At 71.2% G+C, this 17,860-nt stretch carries 18 protein-coding genes; 15 read left to right on the forward strand and 3 right to left on the reverse strand.

The window, feature by feature from the left end; genetic code table 11:
* Positions 1–12 precede the first annotated feature (12 nt).
* Positions 13–1,353 carry an amidohydrolase family protein gene (locus tag SY84_RS05045; protein ID WP_046843102.1) on the forward strand — a complete coding sequence of 447 codons (1,341 nt, stop codon included), beginning with the start codon at positions 13–15 and terminating at the stop codon, positions 1,351–1,353.
* A 9-nt stretch (positions 1,354–1,362) separates the two neighbouring features.
* Here SY84_RS05045 and SY84_RS05050 read toward each other — a convergent pair whose 3' ends face one another.
* A complete protein-coding gene (locus SY84_RS05050) occupies positions 1,363–2,346 on the reverse strand; it encodes an acetamidase/formamidase family protein (RefSeq protein WP_046843103.1) in 984 nt (327 codons plus the stop codon).
* Positions 2,347–2,393: 47 nt separating this feature from the next.
* Here SY84_RS05050 and murF point away from each other — a divergent pair, with 47 nt between their 5' ends.
* The 14 genes from murF to rpsI all read left to right on the forward strand — a co-directional run bounded on the left by murF (position 2,394) and on the right by rpsI (position 16,084).
* Complete coding sequence (gene murF, locus SY84_RS05055; protein WP_046843104.1) at positions 2,394–3,695, forward strand: UDP-N-acetylmuramoyl-tripeptide--D-alanyl-D-alanine ligase; 1,302 nt, start codon at positions 2,394–2,396, stop codon at positions 3,693–3,695.
* A gap of 56 nt (positions 3,696–3,751) precedes the next feature.
* Positions 3,752–4,492, forward strand: coding sequence for a hypothetical protein (locus tag SY84_RS05060; protein WP_046843105.1), 741 nt, complete (start codon positions 3,752–3,754; stop codon positions 4,490–4,492).
* Positions 4,493–5,136: 644 nt separating this feature from the next.
* Positions 5,137–6,315 (forward strand): type IV pilus assembly protein PilM, encoded by a 1,179-nt coding sequence (gene pilM / locus SY84_RS05065; protein WP_046843106.1) that lies wholly within the window; start codon positions 5,137–5,139, stop codon positions 6,313–6,315.
* Complete coding sequence (locus SY84_RS05070) at positions 6,308–7,003, forward strand: fimbrial assembly protein (protein ID WP_046843107.1); 696 nt, start codon at positions 6,308–6,310, stop codon at positions 7,001–7,003. The genes pilM and SY84_RS05070 overlap by 8 nt, the downstream gene beginning before the upstream one ends.
* Positions 6,993–7,637, forward strand: a complete 645-nt coding sequence (locus SY84_RS05075) for a type 4a pilus biogenesis protein PilO (RefSeq protein ID WP_046844953.1) — start codon at positions 6,993–6,995, stop codon at positions 7,635–7,637. Before SY84_RS05070 ends, SY84_RS05075 begins: the two co-directional genes overlap by 11 nt.
* A complete protein-coding gene (locus tag SY84_RS05080; protein ID WP_157882896.1) occupies positions 7,634–8,767 on the forward strand; it encodes a hypothetical protein in 1,134 nt (377 codons plus the stop codon). The genes SY84_RS05075 and SY84_RS05080 overlap by 4 nt, the downstream gene beginning before the upstream one ends.
* A 3-nt stretch (positions 8,768–8,770) precedes the next feature.
* Positions 8,771–10,723, forward strand: a complete 1,953-nt coding sequence (locus SY84_RS05085; RefSeq protein ID WP_046843109.1) for a secretin N-terminal domain-containing protein — start codon at positions 8,771–8,773, stop codon at positions 10,721–10,723.
* Positions 10,724–10,817: 94 nt separating this feature from the next.
* Positions 10,818–11,966 (forward strand): chorismate synthase, encoded by a 1,149-nt coding sequence (gene aroC / locus SY84_RS05090; RefSeq protein ID WP_046843110.1) that lies wholly within the window; start codon positions 10,818–10,820, stop codon positions 11,964–11,966.
* A gap of 4 nt (positions 11,967–11,970) precedes the next feature.
* Positions 11,971–12,735, forward strand: a complete 765-nt coding sequence (locus tag SY84_RS05095; RefSeq protein WP_419177412.1) for a shikimate kinase — start codon at positions 11,971–11,973, stop codon at positions 12,733–12,735.
* A complete protein-coding gene (gene aroB, locus SY84_RS05100) occupies positions 12,722–13,777 on the forward strand; it encodes a 3-dehydroquinate synthase (RefSeq protein ID WP_046843111.1) in 1,056 nt (351 codons plus the stop codon). The genes SY84_RS05095 and aroB overlap by 14 nt, the downstream gene beginning before the upstream one ends.
* A gap of 68 nt (positions 13,778–13,845) precedes the next feature.
* A complete protein-coding gene (gene aroQ, locus SY84_RS05105) occupies positions 13,846–14,277 on the forward strand; it encodes a type II 3-dehydroquinate dehydratase (protein WP_046843112.1) in 432 nt (143 codons plus the stop codon).
* A complete protein-coding gene (locus tag SY84_RS05110; protein WP_046843113.1) occupies positions 14,274–15,092 on the forward strand; it encodes an alpha/beta hydrolase in 819 nt (272 codons plus the stop codon). Before aroQ ends, SY84_RS05110 begins: the two co-directional genes overlap by 4 nt.
* Before the next feature lie 165 nt (positions 15,093–15,257).
* A complete protein-coding gene (gene rplM, locus SY84_RS05115; RefSeq protein ID WP_046843114.1) occupies positions 15,258–15,683 on the forward strand; it encodes a 50S ribosomal protein L13 in 426 nt (141 codons plus the stop codon).
* Complete coding sequence (rpsI, locus tag SY84_RS05120; RefSeq protein ID WP_046843115.1) at positions 15,683–16,084, forward strand: 30S ribosomal protein S9; 402 nt, start codon at positions 15,683–15,685, stop codon at positions 16,082–16,084. Before rplM ends, rpsI begins: the two co-directional genes overlap by 1 nt.
* Positions 16,085–16,195: 111 nt before the next feature.
* On the opposite strand, the gene trpD is transcribed toward rpsI, so the two are convergent.
* Together trpD and SY84_RS05130 are read right to left on the reverse strand one after the other, a co-directional pair.
* On the reverse strand, positions 16,196–17,197 hold the full coding sequence (trpD, locus tag SY84_RS05125; RefSeq protein ID WP_046843116.1) for an anthranilate phosphoribosyltransferase: 1,002 nt from the start codon (positions 17,195–17,197) through the stop codon (positions 16,196–16,198).
* Positions 17,197–17,823: an anthranilate synthase component II gene (locus SY84_RS05130; protein ID WP_046843117.1), complete on the reverse strand. Its 627-nt coding sequence runs from the start codon at positions 17,821–17,823 to the stop codon at positions 17,197–17,199. The genes trpD and SY84_RS05130 overlap by 1 nt, the downstream gene beginning before the upstream one ends.
* Between the last annotated feature and the right edge of the window lie 37 nt (positions 17,824–17,860).

Here is a 17,860-nt window from a genome sequence, read left to right on the forward strand (position 1 = left end):
GAAGCTGGCTCCATGCCCACCTTCACGCTGCCGACCCTGCCCGACCTCTCCCCTGCCACGCCGGTCCTGTGGCGGGGCCGCGTGTGGACCGGCGTGGAGGACGCCCCGCTGAACGACGGCGCGGTCCTCACCCGCGCGGGCCGGATCGAAGCGGTCGGACCCGCCACCCAGCTGGCCGCCCTGGAGGACGCCGTGACCGTGCAGACGGACGGCACGATCCTGCCGGGCCTGATCGACCTGCACGTGCACGCCCGGCCGAGGTACCTGCCGTGGTTCGTGGCGGCGGGCGTGACGACCGTGCGGGACGCCTGCAACTCACTGGAGACCGTGGCGGCGCTGCTGAATCCGGCGGGCCTCGCGCCGCGCGTGCTGCCTTCCGGTCCATTGCTGGATGGCCCGGACGCCTTCTTCCGTCAGTTCGGGCCCGGCGCGGTCCACGAACCGGGCGACGGGCAGGAGTACAGCGCCGGGGCGCTGATCGTCCGCACGCCCGCGCAGGCGGAACGCGCCGTGGCGTTCCTGGCCGATCAGGGCGTGACGCATCTCAAGCTGTACGAGGCCCTCGCCCCGGACGTCTACGCGGCGGCCACGCGCGCCGCCGCGCGGCTGGACCTGCCGGTCATGACCGACCTGGGCATGCTCACCACGCGGGGCCGCGCGGCGCAGGTGGATGCCCGACAGGCTCTGGCGCTGGGCGTGCGGTCCATCGAGCATGCCAGCGGGTTCGCTCTGGCCGCCACCCGCGCAGGATTCGACCCGGCAGGCGAACTGTCTGCCGCGCTGCTGGATGAACTGGCCGCCCTGACCGTGCAGGCGGGCACGGCACTCGTGCCGACCCTGAGCGTGTTCGAGCCGCTGGCGACCGACACCCCGCCCGACCAACGTGACCTGCCGCTTGCCGGGCAGGGCGGGCCGGTCCGGGAGAGCCTGGACGCGCAGTGGCACGCCGTGCACGCGGGCACCCGACCCATCCGCTCACTGGCGCAGGCGGACGCGCGACTGGCCGCGCAGCTTGCTGTGCGGGTCGCGCGGCTGGGCGGGCGGGTCGGGGCGGGCACCGACACCCCGGCGGGCGCGTTCACCCTGCCCGGCGGGGGCCTGCACGCGGAACTGGAGCGGCTGGTGCAGGCGGGCCTCACCCCGGCGCAGGCCCTGCGCGCCGCGACGGGCACGGCGGCGGACATCCTGGGCCGCGCCGATCTGGGCCGCGTGCAGCCCGGCGCGGTGGCGGACCTGCTCGTCGTGGCGGGCGATCCCACGACCGACGTCCGCGCCACCCGCGACGTGCGGCTGGTGGTGCAGGGGGGTCGGCCCCTGACCCCGGCGGCCCTGCGCGCCACGCTGGAGGCATGAAGGCGGCGGTCAGCCCTCCCGGAAGATGTCCAGGGGCAGGAACGCGCTGACCGTGTAGGTGGGGGCGTCGACGATCTGGCTGATCTTCAGGTCCACGCAGGCACTCGCCAGGACGTAGGCATCTTCCAGGCTCAGGCCACGCGATTCCAGGCGACGCAGCACGGCGCGCAGCGCGATGCGGGCGGCCGTCATGAGGTCCGGGTGGTGCCCGGTGGTGGCGTGCCACTGGCGACTCTGGCCGCCGCCTGTGGGCGTGGTGAATTCCGGGGTGGTGATCCCGGCCTGCGGCTCGACGTGCACCCTCAGGGTCAGTTGCCCGTCCGTCTCGATCCCGGTGCCGCTGACCTCGCCGTCGCCCTGCGCGGCGTGCAGGTCGCCCGCCGAGAGGAGCGCGCCGGGCACCTCCACCGGGAGCCACAGGGTGCTGCCCGCCACGAGCTGCCGGACATCCATGTTCCCGCCGACGTGCCGGGGCGGAGCGGTGGGATGCGGTCCCGGGGCGGCGGGGGCGACGCCGATCACGCCGGGGAACGGTGCGAGCGGCACGCGGATGCCGGGGCGGAAGTCGGCGTGCGTCCCGGCGCGCAGGTCCCACAGGTGCGTGTGGGGGCGCAGGCCCTCGGCGGCCAGCGCGGCGTCAAGGAGGCCGATGCCGTCCGGGCGGCAGCCGGTCCAGCCCCACGTGGCGGTGCGGACATCCAGGACCTCGATGCGCAGGGCGTCGCCGGGCTGCGCGCCCTGCACGAACAGCGGGCCGGTCAGCGGATGCCCGCGCGGGCCACTCAGGGGAGCGCGGGCGTCCGCAAGAATCAGGGCGCGCAGGTCGTCCGGGGCGCCCAGCTCGCCGCTGGCGACCCGGCGGGCCACGCCCCCACCCGAGGCGTCCAGGGTGTCCAGCGTGACGGTGTCGCCACTCGTGACGGTCAGAGCGGGCGGCAGCGCGTTGTCCCAGACAGTGTGCAGGGCGTCCGGGCGCAGGTGGTGGTGAGTCATGGGCTCAGGGTACGGCAGGCCGCGGGGCAGGCGGTATGCTGCCGGGCATGCTGGACCCTCAGGCGCCACTTCCCTTTCAGGCCACTGTTCATCCGGAGGCGCGCGCCGCACGGCGCCTGACGTGGGACTCGCGTGAGGCCTCGCCCGACGTGGCGTTCGTGGCACTGCCCGGTGAGCGGATGCACGGGAACGCGTTCGTGGAGCAGGCACTCGCGGCGGGCGCGCCGTTCGTGCTGACGGACCTGGACGTGCCGCGCGCCGTCCGCGTGGAGGACGCGCGGGCGGCGCTGTTCGACTGGGCCCGCGCCGAACGTGCCCGGGCACCACTGGTGGTGGGCGTGACGGGCAGCGCCGGGAAGACCACCGCGAAGAGTTACGTGGCGGCGGCGCTGGACGCGCTGTTCATGCCGGTGTTCAACACCATGCCGGCCATCGCGTGCTTCCTGATCGAGTCGGGCGGCGCGGGGCGGCCGCTGGTGGTCGAGATGGGCATTGACCGGGTCGGGGAGATGGCCGAGCTGGTGGATCTGGTCCGCCCGGATGTGGGGGTGATCACGACGATCGGCCCGGCGCACCTGGAGCAGCTGGGCAGCATCGAGGGGATCGCGCGGGAGAAGGGCGTGATCCTGCGCGGCGTGGACGGCGGGCCGGTGCGGGCGCTGGTGGGCGCGCAGGCGGCCGCGTTCTACCCGGGGGTGGACAGTTACGGGTTCGGGGACGTGACCTTCGCGGGTGAAGGCCTGCGCGTCACGCCGGAGGGTGCGTCGTTCTCGTTCGCGGGTGTGCCCGTCTCGCTGCCGCTGGCGTCCACGGTGCAGGCGGAGGCGGCGGTGCTGGGGCTGGTGCTGGCCCGCGAGGCCGGGGTGGACCTGGCGGACGCGGCCTCGCGGCTCGCGGGTGTCAGTGTGCCGGATGGGCGGTACCGGGTGCACCGGGGGCGTTTCACGGTGATCGATGATGCGTACAACGCCTCGCCGGTCGCGGTGCGCGCGGCGCTGGACGCCCTGAGTGGCTGGGAGGGGCGGCGGATCAGTGTGCTGGGCCGCATGCTGGAACTCGGCCCCACCGAGCAGCAGCTGCACGCCGAGGTGGGCGCGTACGCGCGGGACCGGGCGGACCTGACCTTCGGTGTGGGCGCCTTCGCCGCCGAGCTGGGCGAGCGGGCCTTCGCGACGGTCCCGGAGCTCGTGGGGGCGCTGCTCGCGGACATCAGGGATGGGGACGTGGTGCTCGTGAAGGCCAGTCGAGGGATCAGCTGGACGCCCGAGCGCCGCGCGCAGGAGGGTGTGGGGCTGGACGTGGTCGTGAATGCCCTGCTCGAGGCGCGGGACGGGCCCGCGTCGGTCTGACCCTCTTCTCCGGGGTCTTCATGCCCCTCAGGGTGGGGCTGGGCACAATGGCGGGCATGCGACTGCTGAGTGCCGCCCTGCCTGTTCTGCTGTCGGGTGTCCTGGGGGCCTGCGCGCCCGCGGTGACGGGCGCCGCGCCGGGTTCGCCCGCCGGTTCGCTGCGCGCGGCGTTCAGTGACGCCGGGGTGGCGTGGACGGTCGGGGGTCGGGCGTGCGTGGCGCGCGCGCCGTCCTTTCAGGCCAGCTGCCCGTCGCTGCCGGGCGTGGTGGACGTCGCGTGGCTGGGTGCGCAGGCGTGGGCGGGCGTACCGTCGCTGGGCGCGGTGGTCACGCTGGACGGCGCGGCCCGCAGCGTGAGCGTGGGCCGGGTGGCGGTCATGAGTGGAACGCGGGTGTACCGCGAGAACGGCAGCGCCGTGGATTATGCCGGGGTGGCGGCGGCGGGCGTGCTGGGTCAGCCGTCGGCGGCCCTGACGGGCGGGGACGGCCAGGAATACGTGCTGCTGGATGGCCGGGCCATGCGTGTGTCGGACGCCTCGGTCCTGCCGGGCGCGGGGTTCACGCTGCTGAACCTCCGGCCGGACGGCGTGGCGGGCGGCACGCAGCCCGAGGTGGTCACCGCGACTGGCACGTACCGCCTGACCGGCACGCAGCTTGAACGCCTGGACGCGGCGGGCGTGGTGCGGGCGCGGGTGCCGCACGGGCCGGGGCGGCTGGGGGTGGTGGGGGCGTGGCTGGTGACGGTCGTCCCGTCCGGCGAGGTGCGCACGTTTGGTCCGGACCTCGCGGCGCGCTGAGCGGACCCGCTCGGGTGCCGGGCAGTGTGCTCCGGACTCCAGTTGGCGCCGGTTGGTGTGTACGCACTGTTTCATCCGGGAGGCCGCGAGGCGCACAGCTGCCCCGCAGAGCGGGAGCGCAACAGCTTCCGGCCGGGCATGGGCTGCCGGTGGCCGGCTGTCTCTGACCCACATGGCCTCCGTCCGAGGGCCCGGATAGGGTCTGCACAGCGGCTGCGGCACGGTCTGGCCATGGCCCGTACAGGCCGTGACCGGGTGGATTCCGCTGGGCTGAAAGTGCTCACGCGACTCATACCGTTCCCTCACGGGCGGCCGGGGCGACGTGAGGAATTGCGTGAACTCTGGGGCTGACTTGTGGTGTACTAAAGCACCCCGTTCAAGAAGCCTTCATGTTCGGGGTGGGTGACCGGGCTGCGCGCGCCTTGCCCACCGGGCGACGGAGGCGGCAGCAGGTGACCGGAGTCAGGGAACGTTCCCGCTGGCTGGGCGTTTCAGGTGTCAGGGTTCCGTGAGTGGTGAGGTGGTTGAATGGAATCTCCATGCCCCTTGCCCCGTTGTCTTCTGCGTCGTCCGCTCACTGCCTGCTCCGGCCTTCCCGCCGCCAGATGAGTGAATGCTAAAATCCGCGTGATCCTGGAGGGAGAATGTCGAGTTTCCTGAACCGCTTACTCAGTCCGCGCCCGAACGCTCTGGGTGTGGAGATTGGCACGAGTGCCATCAAGGTCGTGGCCCTGCGCCCCGGCTCACCGCCGTCCCTCCAGCACGCCGTGATGGTGCCCACACCCATCGGCAGCATGCGCGACGGACTGGTGGTCGAACCGCAGGCGGTCGCGACCGAACTGAAGAACCTGCTGGCCGAGCACCGCATCACGAACCGTTTCGCCGTCACCTCGGTCCCGAACCAGGTGGCGGTCACGCGCAACATCATGGTCCCGAAGATGGACCGCAAGGACCTGCAGGAGGCCATCAAGTGGGAGGCCGAACGCTACATTCCCTACCCCATCGACGACGTCAGTCTGGACTTCGACGTGCTCGATGATCCGGCCAACGTGCCGGACGACGGGCAGATGGAGGTCGTGATCGCCGCTGCGCCCACCGAGGCAGTCGCCCGGCAGGTCGAGGTGCTGCGTCTGGCGGGTCTGGAACCCAGCATCGTGGACCTGAAGTCCTTCGCGGCGCTGCGCGCCCTGCGCGGAAACCTGCTGGGCGAGCACCTCACCAAGAGCACCCTGACCGGCAGCAACTACACCGAGGCCGGCGAGGTGGCGCTCGTCATGGAGATCGGCGCGAGCAGCTCCGTCATCAACCTCGTGCGCGGCGACCGCGTGCTGATGGCCCGCAACATCAACGTGTCCGCCGACGACTTCACGACCGCGCTGCAAAAAGCCTTCGACCTGGACTTCAGCGCCGCCGAGGAAGTCAAGCTGGGCTACGCGACCGCCACGACCCCCACCGAGGACGAGGAGGACCTGCTGAACTTCGACATGGCCCGCGAGCAGTACTCCCCGGCGCGCGTGTTCGAGGTCGTGCGCCCCGTGCTGGGCGACCTGATCACCGAGATCCGCCGCAGCCTGGAGTTCTACCGCGTGCAGAGCGGCGACGTGGTCATCGACCGGACGTTCCTCGCCGGAGGCGGCGCGAAACTGCGTGGTCTGGCCGCCGCGATCAGCGATGCGCTGGGCTTCCGCGTGGAGGTCGCCAGTCCCTGGCTGACCGTGCAGACCGATCAGGCGAACGTGGACACCGGGTACCTGCAGGCCAACGCGCCGGAATTCACGGTGCCGCTGGGCCTGGCGCTGCGGGGGGTGACCAGCCGTGGTTGAAGTCAACCTGCTGCCACAGCAGTACCGCAAGCAGAGCGAACCGACCCTCTGGCAACCGGCCGCGGTCGGCCTGGCGGTCCTGACCGCCCTAATCCTCGTGGGCGTCGAGGTCGCCACCGCCACGCGGGTGGGCAACCTGAAAAAGGACATCGACAGCGTGAACGGCGAGATTGCTGCCCTGACGCCCGCCGACCAGGAATTCAAGGCGCTGACGCAGGAGAAGACGCAGCTGACGCAGATCACGGCGATCGCCGGGCAGCTGCGTGACGCCAAGACGTACTGGACGAACGATCTGGCGAGCTTCACGGCGCAGCTGCCCGGTGGCAGCGGCGTGGCACTCAAGAGCATGACCATCCGCCCGCTGGACGCCGCGGCGCTGGCCACGCAGCAGCAGAGCGGTGTGTACACTGGCAAGAACGTGACCCGTGAAATTGAACTGAGCGGCTCGGCAAGCAGTCAGCAGGCGGTCGTGAACTTCCTGCGGACCTTCGAGAACAACCCGAACTTCGGCGTGAACTTCCGCAGCCTGCAGAGCGAGGGCGAGACCGGCCAGTACAGCTTCAACGCGACCGTCGGGCTCGTGAAGGGCGACGCGGCCGCACCCGCCACGCCGGCTGACGGTACGCCCACCGCGCCGCCCGCCCCGGGCGCGCCGGTCAGCTCCGCGGAGGGTGGCCGTGTCGATTAAACTCACGCCCCGCAACCTCTTCTTCGTGGTGCTGGCCGCGTGCCTGCTGGTCGTCGCCCTGTGGTACACGCTGCGCTTCCAGGCGCGCCAGCAGGAGATCAGCCTGCTGCAGGGTGACCTGGACACCGCGCAGGCGCGCGTGGCGGTCATGCGCAGCAACGCGGCGCAACTGCCGACGCTGCGCGAGGAGGTCGCGAAACTGAAGGTGCAGCAGGACGAGTTCCTCGCCGCGCTGCCGCAGACCGCGAACTACTACCGCATCCTCGACGAGGTCCGCCTGAACGCCGCGGCTGCCGGGGCGAGCATGTCCTCGTTCAACGTCACGAATGCCACCGCCACCAACCTGCCCGGCGGCGTGCGGCCCATCAACCTGAACGTGAATGTGTCCGGCACCTTCGGGCAGCTGTTCCAGCTGCTGCGCTCGGTGGAGACCATGAGCCGCTTCACGAACGTGAACAACGTCTCGCTGCAGTTGCCGCAGGCCGACAGCTTCGACCCGTCGCTGGAAGGCACGCTGGCCCTGACCGTGTACACCTTTGACCCCGCGCAGGCCAGCGCGCCGGCCGCCGGCACGACCCCGCAGGCGCCGAACGCCGCGCCCGCCGCGCCCGCCCCGGCAGGAGGCACCCAGTGACGCGCGCGCCCGTCAAACTCTCCCGAGAAATGAAACTGCTGCTGGGCCTGCTGCTGCTGGTCGCCGCGATCGGCCTGTGGTACGTCCTGACCAACCGCGGCGCCGCCCCGGATGACACGGCTGTCACGCCCGGCACCACCACCGGCACGCCCGTCACGCCGGGCGACACCGTGCCTGTCACGCCGCCCGAACAGTCCGGCAGCACCGGGCAGTCCGGTCAGGGCAGCGGCGTGCAGTCCGGCGGTCAGGTGGACGTCGAGGTCATCCCGCCCTTCCCCACCGGCGACACGGCAAGCACCACGACCCAGCCTGAACAGACCGACACGCCGCCCACCCCGGCCGGGATCAACCCCGCCGGCACGCTGGCCGCCGTCCCCGGCAACAACCCCTTCCGCCCCCTGACCATCGAGGGCGACGGCCAGACCGCCAGCACGCCCACCACGGCGCCCAGCAGCCCGGCCAGCACGCCCAGCGCGAGCTCCCCGGTGGCCAGCGCGCCGACGGTCACGCCGATCCCCTCGACCGGCGCGGTCGGCCTGAGCCCACTGCCCAGCAGCGGCAACGACACGGGCGGCGCGCTGCCCGTCCCGACCATTCCCGTCACGGACGGCACGCCCAGCGTGACCCCCATCACCCCGGGCGGGACGGTTGCTATCGGGAACGCGCCCGTCGGCACGCCCACCGGGACGGACATCCCCACCGGGACGAGTACCCCCGCGCCGGTCAAACCCCCGGTGGCCGGGGTCAGCGTGCCCGGCCTCACCCGCGTGCCCGCCAGCGTCACGGCGCCGCCCACGCCGGGCGCCGGCCAGGGCGGCGCGGCGACCCTGCCCACCGGCACCCCCCAGCCCGGCACGCCGCAGGTCATCAGCGAGGTCGCCAGCGGCGGCGGGGTCGTGTCGGCCACGTCGGCTCTGGACAGCTTCGTGCAGACGCAGGAACTGGCGTTCAACGCCGTGGTGCTCGGCCCGGTGAACACCGCGATCTTCCGCAGCAAGGACGGGTACGTGGTCGTCGCCGTCGGGCAGACCCTGCCGGACAGCCAGGTCACCGTGAAGGAAGTCACGGCGACCGGCGCGACCCTCAGCCTCGGCAACGACTCCAAGACCCTCGAACTGGATAAAAGGTGAGCCATGACTAACCGCTTCGCTACTCTGCTGCTGACCGCCACCCTGGGTCTGGCCGCCGCTCAGACCACCCCCGCGACCTCCTCTGTGGCCGACACCAGCCTCACGAACGCCACCGTGACCATCGAGATCGGCCGTTACGCCGGGCCGCTGTCGAGCCTGCTGGCCGCGCTGGCCAAGAGCGCCGGATACGGCCTGATCCTCGACACGAACGTGGACGCGCTGCCCCAGGCGGCCGGGACGACCGCCGCGACCGGCACCCCGGCCACCGGGACTGCCGCGACGGGTACCGCCACGGCGGACACGGCCCGCCCGGTCGTGTACTCCTTCCAGAACAAGCCCTTCAACGAGGTCTGGCCGCTGCTGATGGACGTCTACGGCCTGAGCTACGACGTCGTGACCCTGGCCGGACAGCCGGTGCTGCGCGTGAGCAACACGCCCATCCAGCGCACCGTCACCCTGAAGAACGCCGACGCGACGCAGGCCAGCCAGCAGGTGAAACTGTTCTTCGGCACGCCCACCTACAGTGAGACGCCCCAGAAGGACGCGCAGGGCAACACCGTCGGCGTGACCCGCACCCTGGTGGACGTGAAGCTCGACAGCGCCACCCTGCGAATCGTGCCGGACGTGCGCAGCAACGCCGTGATCGTGCGCGGCACGAACAAGGAGGTCGCGGAGGTCACGCGCCTGCTCGCGCAGCTCGACAGCACCCCCGGCGCGCAGGCGGGCAGCGCCAGCACCCCCGAGGTGCAGACCGTGCAGCGCGTGTACACCGTCAAGGGCGCGCAGGCGGACATCGTGGCGCTGCTGGCCGCGCAGTACCCGGGCCTGAAGGTCACGCCCGTCGGGCAGACCGGGCAGCTGGTCGTGACCGGCCCGCAGAACCAGCTGGACGCCGCGCTCACCCTGCTGGGGCAGGTGGACCGCGTGGCGCCCGTCGTGGCCGGCGCGCAGATCACGCAGCGGATCTTCCAGCTCGTGAACGCCAGCGCCGAGGAGGTCAAGGCGACGCTGGAGGGCACGCTGGCGCGTGACCTGGGCACGACCACTGCGGCCACGACCGGCACGGCCGCGGCAGGCACCACGACCGCCGCGACCGGCGCCGCGACCACCGCGCAGGCGAACACCGCGACGATCATCGCGGACAAGCGCACGAACACCGTGATCGTGCGCGGCACCGCCGATCAGGTGGCGCAGGTGGCGGACCTGATCCCGCAGCTGGACCAGAAGGTTCCGCAGATCAACGTGCAGGTGCGCATCCAGGAGATCACCGAGCGGGCGTCGCGCGCGCTGGGCGTGAACTGGTCGGCGGGCTTCGGCGGGTTCTCGGTGAGCAGCAGCAACACGGCGGGTCTGGGGGTTTCCTTCGATCCGACCCGCAGCCTGCTGGGCTTCAACCTGGGTGCGTCCCTGAATGCCCTGCAGGGTCAGGGGCTGAGCAAGAGCGTGTACGACGGCAGTATCACCATGCAGAGCGGCCAGCGGTCGCTGGGCGGATCGGGCGACACGCAGAACGCGTCGAGCACGGCGGCGGCCAGCATCAAGAGCGGTGGGCGTCTGGAAGTGAACATTCCCTCGGCGGCAGCGAACGTCCCAGCGATCCAGAAGCAGATCGACTACGGCGTGAACCTGGACTTCTTCAGCCCGCAGGTCGCGCCGGACGGCACGATCACGCTGCGCGTGCGCGGCCAGGTGAACGACCTCCGGACGACGATCGCGGCGAACACCGTTCCGAACGTCCTGCAGTTCACGAACAGCGAGGCGCAGACGACCCTGACCTTCAAGAACGGGGAGACGCTGCTGCTCAGTGGGCTGCTGGCGACTAAGACCACCGAGAACAAGGACGGCACGCCGTTCCTGTCGAGCATCCCGGTGGTGGGCAGCCTGTTCGGGAAGCAGAGCACCTCGACCGAGAAGACGCAGCTGCTCGTCGTGATCACCGGCACGATCGTCCAGTAACGCACTTTCTCCCGGCGCGCCTCCTCCAGGGGGGCGCGCTTTGTTTGTGCAGGGGCGGTGGGCTCCTGGGGGGCAGGCGCTACAGTCGGGGGGCATGAGGTACCTGACCGCTGGCGAATCGCACGGGCCGCAACTGACGGCCATCATCGAGGGGCTGCCCTCCCAGTTGCCGCTGGGCAAGGGGGACATTGACCCGTGGCTGCGCAGGCGTCAGGGCGGGTATGGCCGCGGGCGGCGCATGGTGATCGAGACGGACGAGGCCAAGATCCTGTCCGGGGTGCGGGCCGGGCGGACGACGGGCGCGCCGGTCACGCTGGCGATCGCCAACAAGGATCACCGGAACTGGACGGAGATCATGTCGCCCGAGCCGGGCGGTGAGCCGCGCAAGAAGGCCCTGACGGACGCGCGGCCCGGGCACGCGGACCTGACGGGCGGCGTGAAGTACCGGCACAAGGACCTGCGGGACGTGCTGGAGCGCGCCTCGGCGCGGGAGACGGCGGCGCGCGTGGCGGTGGGGAGCATCGCGCTGAAGCTGCTGTCGGAGCTAGGCGTGGAGGGCGCGAACTATGTGTCGAGCCTCGCGGGGATCGAGACGCGGGTGCCGTTCAGCTGGGACGCGCTGGAAGCCATCGAGAACAGTGACCTGAGGACCCCGGATGAGGACGCGGCCGCGCAGATGCGGGAGCGGATCGATCAGGCGAAGAAGGACGGGGACACGCTGGGCGGCATCCTGGAGGTGCGCTTCAGGGGGCTGCCGGTGGGGCTGGGTTCGTTCGTGCACCACGACCGCAAGCTGGACGGGAAGATCGCGCAGGCGGCCCTGAGCGTGCAGGCGATGAAAGGCGTGGAGATCGGCCGCGCGTTCGAGAACGCCACGGCGCCGGGCAGCCGCGTGCATGACGCCGTGTACTACCGGGGCGGCACGTACGCGCGGGACACGAACGGCGCGGGGGGCCTGGAGGCCGGGATGACGAACGGCGAGGAGCTGATCGTGCGGGTCGCCATGAAGCCGATCGCCACGCTGATGAAGCCGCTGCCGACCGTGAACGTGGTGACGCACGAGGCGTCCGACGCGGCCCGTGAGCGCAGCGACACCACGGCGGTCCCGGCGGCGGGCGTGATCCTGCAGTGTGTTATCGGCTGGGTGCTGGCCGAGGCGATGCTGGAGAAGTTCGGTGGGGACACCCTGCCGGAGTTGCAGGAGCGCGTGGCGGCGGCCCGGGCCTTCGCGCAGTCGTACTGAGCGCATGCTGAACGACACCGAGGGCGGGGTCCGCCACCTGCGGGGGTTCCGGGCCGGGCTGGAGGCCGGGCTGACGGCGCACCTGCGCGACGTTCCTGAAGAGCCGATCGGGGGACGCGTCACGCCGCGTCCGGAGGATTCCCGTACACTGTCCCCCATGTTCAGTTCGGGCCTCATTGAGCGTCCGGTGTCGTGGGTGGCGCTGGCGGGCTTCATGGGCACCGGCAAGAGCCGGATCGGCTGGGAACTGTCGCGGGCGCTGGCGCTGCATTTCGTGGATACCGACAAGCTGATCACGCGCGTGGTCGGCAAGAGCATCCCCGAGGTGTTCGCGCAGGAGGGCGAGGGGTACTTCCGCGCCTGCGAGCACGAGGTCGTGGGCCGCGTGACCCGGCTGGAGCACGCCGTGATCAGCCTGGGCGGCGGAACGTTCATCCAGGAGGAGAACCGCCGCTGCCTGCTGGAACGCGGGCCGGTGGTGGTGCTGTGGGCGACGCCGGAGACGATCTACCAGCGCACGAAGCACAGTGACCGCCCCCTGCTGCGCACCGAGGACCCCCTCGAGCGCATCCGCACGTTGATGGACGAGCGCGCCCCGGTGTACCAGCAGGGCACCATCCACGTGCACAGCGACGGGCGGCCCAGCGAGGAGATCGTCGAGGAGATCATCGACCGGCTTTGGTCGTGGGCGGACGCACAGCACGCCTGGGCGCTGGACCACGCGGCGCCCGACCACACGCCGGGCGGGGAGTCGCGTGCGTCGGATTGAGGTCGGCGGCGCGCAATCGTACGCGGTGGAGGTCGGCGCGGGCCTGCTGGACACGCTGAGGGTCCCCGAGCGGCACGTCGCCCTGATTCACCCGACCGACCTGCCCGCCGGGTTCGTGACGCGGGTGCAGAAGGCGTTGCAGCCCGCCGTGACGATTCCCGTGCCGGCTCGTGACGACTGCAAGACGCTGGAGGTCCTCTCGGGCGTCCTGTCGCGGCTGGCGGGCGCGAACATTCCGCGCGACGGCGCGGTCGTGGGACTGGGGGGCGGCGCGGCGACCGATCTGGCGGGCTTCGCGGCGGCCAGTTACCTGCGCGGCGTGGCGTTCTACACGCTGCCGACCACGCTGCTGGGCATGGTGGACGCGGCGGTGGGCGGCAAGACCGGCGTGAACCTCCCCGAGGGGAAGAACCTGGTGGGGGCGTTCTGGCCGCCGCGCGCCGTGTGGTGCGACACCGATACCCTGGGCACCCTGCCCGGCGCGGTGTTCCGCGAGGGGGCCGCCGAGGCGTTCAAGCACGGCCTGATCAGCGACCCCACCCTGCTGGACCGCGTGCTGTCCCCGGACTTCCGGCCCGGCGGCGCGCTGCTGGAGGGCACGCTGGCCGATGCGATCGACGTGAAGGCGGGCGTCGTCACCCGTGACCTGACCGAGCGCGGCGAGCGGGCGTTCCTGAACTTCGGGCACACGCTGGCGCACGCGCTGGAGGCCGTCACGCACCACGGCGTGCCCCACGGCGACGCCGTCGGGTACGGCATGCACTACGCAGCGCGGCTGTCCCGCGCGCTGGGCGGCGCGGACCTGACCGGGCACACCCGCGCGTTCCTGACGTGGCAGCAGCCGGCGCCCCTGCCCCCCGTGAGCTTCGAGGACGCCCTGACCTTCATGGCCCGCGACAAGAAGGCCGACGCGGACGGCGTGCGCTTCGTGCTCCTGCGCGACCTCGCTCAGCCCTACCTGACGCGCGTCCCGGAAGACGTGCTGCGAGAAGAATTCAGCGGCTGGCAGCAGGATCTGCACGACCTCAACCTGCTGACCTGAGCATCCCTTTCCATGCGGGCTGCACAATCCGCCCCTGGCCCACACGCCGGGGGCGGTACGCTGCGGGCATGCTGCTCGTGCTGAACGGCCCCAACCTCAACCGACTCGGCCTGCGGGAACCCGGCGTGTACGGCTCCCAGACCCTCGAAGACCTGGAACGTCAGTGCGACGCCTGGGGCGCGGAACTCGGGCAGGCCGTCACCTGCCGCCAGAGCAACTACGAGGGCCAGCTCATCGAATGGATCCACGAGGCCGAGGAGCACGGCTTCACCGGCATCGTCCTGAACCCCGGCGCGCTGACGCACTACTCGTACGCGCTGCGCGACGCGATTGCCGGGCAGCGCGTCCCGGTGATCGAGGTGCACATCAGCAACGTGGACGCCCGCGAGGAATTCCGCCACAAAAGCGTCACGGCCGCTGTGTGCCGCGGCAAGATCAGCGGGCTGGGCTTCCTGGGCTACCGCCTGGGCCTGGAGGCGCTGGTCGAGAGTCAGGAATGAGCGACTGGCACCCCTACCGGCCGCTGGCAGACAGCACCGTCACCGGGGACCTCTGGCAGCTGGACGGCGTGGGCGACGCGCAGCACGCGCCCCGGCCGGTGCTGGTGTGGCTCCCCCCCTCGTACCACGCGGACAGCGGGCGGAGGTACCCGGTCGTGTACTTCCACGACGGGCAGAACGTGTTCGACGCGGCCACCAGTTACAGCGGCGAGTGGGGCGCGGACGAGACCCTGACCGCGCTGGCCGCGCAGGGCATCGAGGCCATCGCGGTCGGCATTCCCAACGGTGGAGACCGCCGCTTCCACGAGTACAGCCCGGTCGAGTACCACGACTACCCGCAGGGCGGCGGGGGCGGCGCGGACGCCTACGTGGCGTTCCTGACGGACACGGTGAAACCAGCGGTAGACGCGGCGTTCCGCACGCGGCCCGGCGCGGACGACACGGTCGTGATCGGCTCCAGCATGGGCGGCGTGATCAGCCTGCACGCCTGGCTGACCCGCCCGGGCGTGTTCGGGCACGCCGGGATCATGAGCCCCGCCTTCTGGACGAACGCGGGCTTCTCGCTGCGGCAGGCTCAGGAGGCTCCCCTCCCGGCCGGGCGCGTGTGGGTGGATATCGGCGGGCAGGAAAGCCCGGAATTCCCCGACCGGATGCGCGCCTACTGGCATGAGGCCCACGCCTTCGTGGACACCCTGAGTGCCCGGGGTCTGGGCGAGAGGCTGCGCTTCCAGGCCGACCCGGCCGCCCCGCACCACGAGAGTGCCTGGGCGGCCCGGCTGCCCGCCGCGCTGCGCTTCCTGCTGACTGGCCTGTAGTTCCACACGACTTGCCCCGCCTGCGCTCATCTGGTACCCTTGCGTTTAGTGTCTCGCGCTTGGTAGGGCCGAGATGACCGGGAGGCACCCGGACACACCAGCAGCCCTCTCCCCCGTCGGCCTGGACCGTGTCGCAGCCAAATCCCCCAACTTCGGAGTTTCACGGTGAAAACCTACATCCCCAAAAATGACGAGCAGAACTGGGTCGTCGTGGACGCCACGAACGTGCCCCTCGGCCGCCTCGCGACGCTGATCGCCAGCCGCATCCGTGGCAAGCACCGCCCCGACTTCACCCCCAACATGATCCAGGGTGACTTCGTGGTCGTCCTGAACGCCGCCCAGGTCGCCCTGACCGGCAACAAGCTGGACGGCAAGGTCTACACCCGCTACACCGGCTACCAGGGCGGCCTGAAGAAGGAAACCGCCCGCGAGGCGCTCAAGAAGCACCCCGAGCGCGTCATCGAGCACGCCGTGTTCGGCATGCTGCCCAAGGGCCGCCAGGGCCGCGCCATGCACAGCCGCCTGAAGGTGTACGCCGGTGAGGCGCACCCCCACGCTGCCCAGAAACCCCAGACGCTCGAGGTCAAATAATGGCGATTCAGCAACCCGAACAGTTCTACGGCACCGGCCGCCGCAAGAGCGCCGTCGCCCGCGTGTTCCTCCGCCCTGGCGAAGGCAAGATCATCGTGAACGGCAAGGAGTTCCAGACCTACTTCCGTGGTCTCCTGCGCGCCGTGCACGCCCTGCAGGCCTTCCGTGAAACCGGCACCGCCGGCCGTTACGACGCCGTGATCACGGTTGTCGGCGGCGGCCCCACCGGCCAGGCCGACGCGATCAAGCTGGGCATCTCCCGCGCCCTGCTGAAAGTGAACCCCGACTTCCGCGCGCAGCTCAAGCCCAAGGGCCTGCTGACCCGCGACCCCCGCGAAGTCGAGCGCAAGAAGTACGGCCTCAAGAAGGCCCGCCGCGCCCCCCAGTTCAGCAAGCGCTGATCCCCGCGAAAAAAGCCCCCCGCACCTTCGGATGCGGGGGCTTTTTTGTTGATGGTCGATGGTTGATAGAGGATGGATTGCTCTCCTCTATCAACCATCAACTGTCTTCCATCAACGCCGCGTGTGCGCGGCGTAGCGTTCCAGGATGTCCCACCCCTGCCCGCCGTGCATGACGGCGCGGGCCTGTTCGACGCCCTCGCGGATGCTCGCGGCGCGGCCCGCGGTGCGCAGGGCCGCTCCGGCGTTCAGCGCGACGATGTCCCGCTGGGCCGGGGTGCCGCCGCCGGTGAGGAGGGCGCGGGTGATCTCGGCATTCTCGGCGGGACTGCCGCCCACGATCGCCTCGCGCGGGTGCAGGCTCACGCCGGCCTCCTCGGGGTGAATGGTGCGGTCGATGATCTCGCCGTCGCGCAGGCCAGAGACGGTGTTCACGCCGCTGACCGTGAATTCGTCCAGGCCGCTACCGTTCACGACGGTCGCGCCGCGAGCACCGAGCAGGCGCAGCACTTCCGCCAGCGTGCGGGTCAGTTCCGGCTTGAACACGCCCACGATAAGGTGCGTGGCGCCTGCGGGGTTGCTCAGGGGGCCCAGGATGTTGAACACGGTACGCGCCGCCAGTTCCGAGCGGACCGGCGCGGCGTGCCGCAGCGCCGGGTGGTAGTTGCGGGCGAACATGAAGCCGATCCCGAGGGTGTTCACGGCGTCCGCGACGACGTCTGGCGTGGCGTCCAGGTTCACGCCCAGCGCTTCGAGCACGTCGGCGCTCCCGGCGCGGCTGCTCGCGGCGCGGTTGCCGTGCTTCGCGACAGGTACGCCCGCGCCCGCCACCACGAACGCCGTCGTGGTGCTGATGTTGAAGGTGTGCGCGCCGTCCCCGCCAGTGCCGACCACGTCCAGCAGCACCTCGCGCGGCTGCACGTTCACGCGCACCGCGTGCTCCCGCATGGCCTGCGCGAAACCCGCGATCTCCTCGGGCGTCTCGCCGCGCACCCGCAGGGCAGCCAGGGCCGCAGCCAGCCGCACGCCACTCAGTTCACCCTCCATCACCTCGCGCATGAAGGTCGCGGCCTCCGCCTGAGAGAGGCGCTCCCCGTTCATCAGTCTCGCGTGCATCACTTCGTTGCCTCCTGCCGCGCGCGGAACGCCTGCACCTCGGTGAGGAAGTTCCGCAGCATCTCCAGGCCGTCCTGGGTGGCAATGCTCTCCGGGTGGAACTGCACCCCGAACACCGGGAAGGTGCGGTGGCGCAGCGCCATCACGACCTCGTCCTGCGGGTCGGTCGTCCACGCGGTCGCCACCAGCTCCGGCGGCAGGTCGCGCACCACCAGCGAGTGGTACCGTGTGACCGTCACGCCGTCCCGCAGGCCCGCGAACAGGCCCGCCCCATCATGCCGCACCGGACTGGTCTTCCCGTGCACCGGCAGGATCGCGCGGCCCACCTGTGCCCCGAACGCCTCGCCAATGCTCTGGTGGCCCAGACACACGCCCAGCACCGGCACGCTGGACCCCAGCTCACGGATCACGGCCACACTCTGCCCCGCCTCGGAGGGCGTACAGGGCCCCGGCGACACCACGATCGCATCCGGGTTCAGGGCCCGCACGTCATCCAGCGTGAACGCATCGTTGCGCCACACCGTCAGCTTGGCGCCCAGCGTCCCGAAGTACTGCACCAGATTGAACGTGAACGAATCGTAGTTGTCGATCAGGAGGAGGCGGAGGGGGGCGGTCGGCTCGGTCATCGGTGAGTCTCCTGAGCGGCTTGAGCTTGGTTCGGGC

This window comes from Deinococcus soli (ex Cha et al. 2016) (assembly GCF_001007995.1).
In the GTDB taxonomy this organism is placed as follows: domain Bacteria; phylum Deinococcota; class Deinococci; order Deinococcales; family Deinococcaceae; genus Deinococcus; species Deinococcus soli.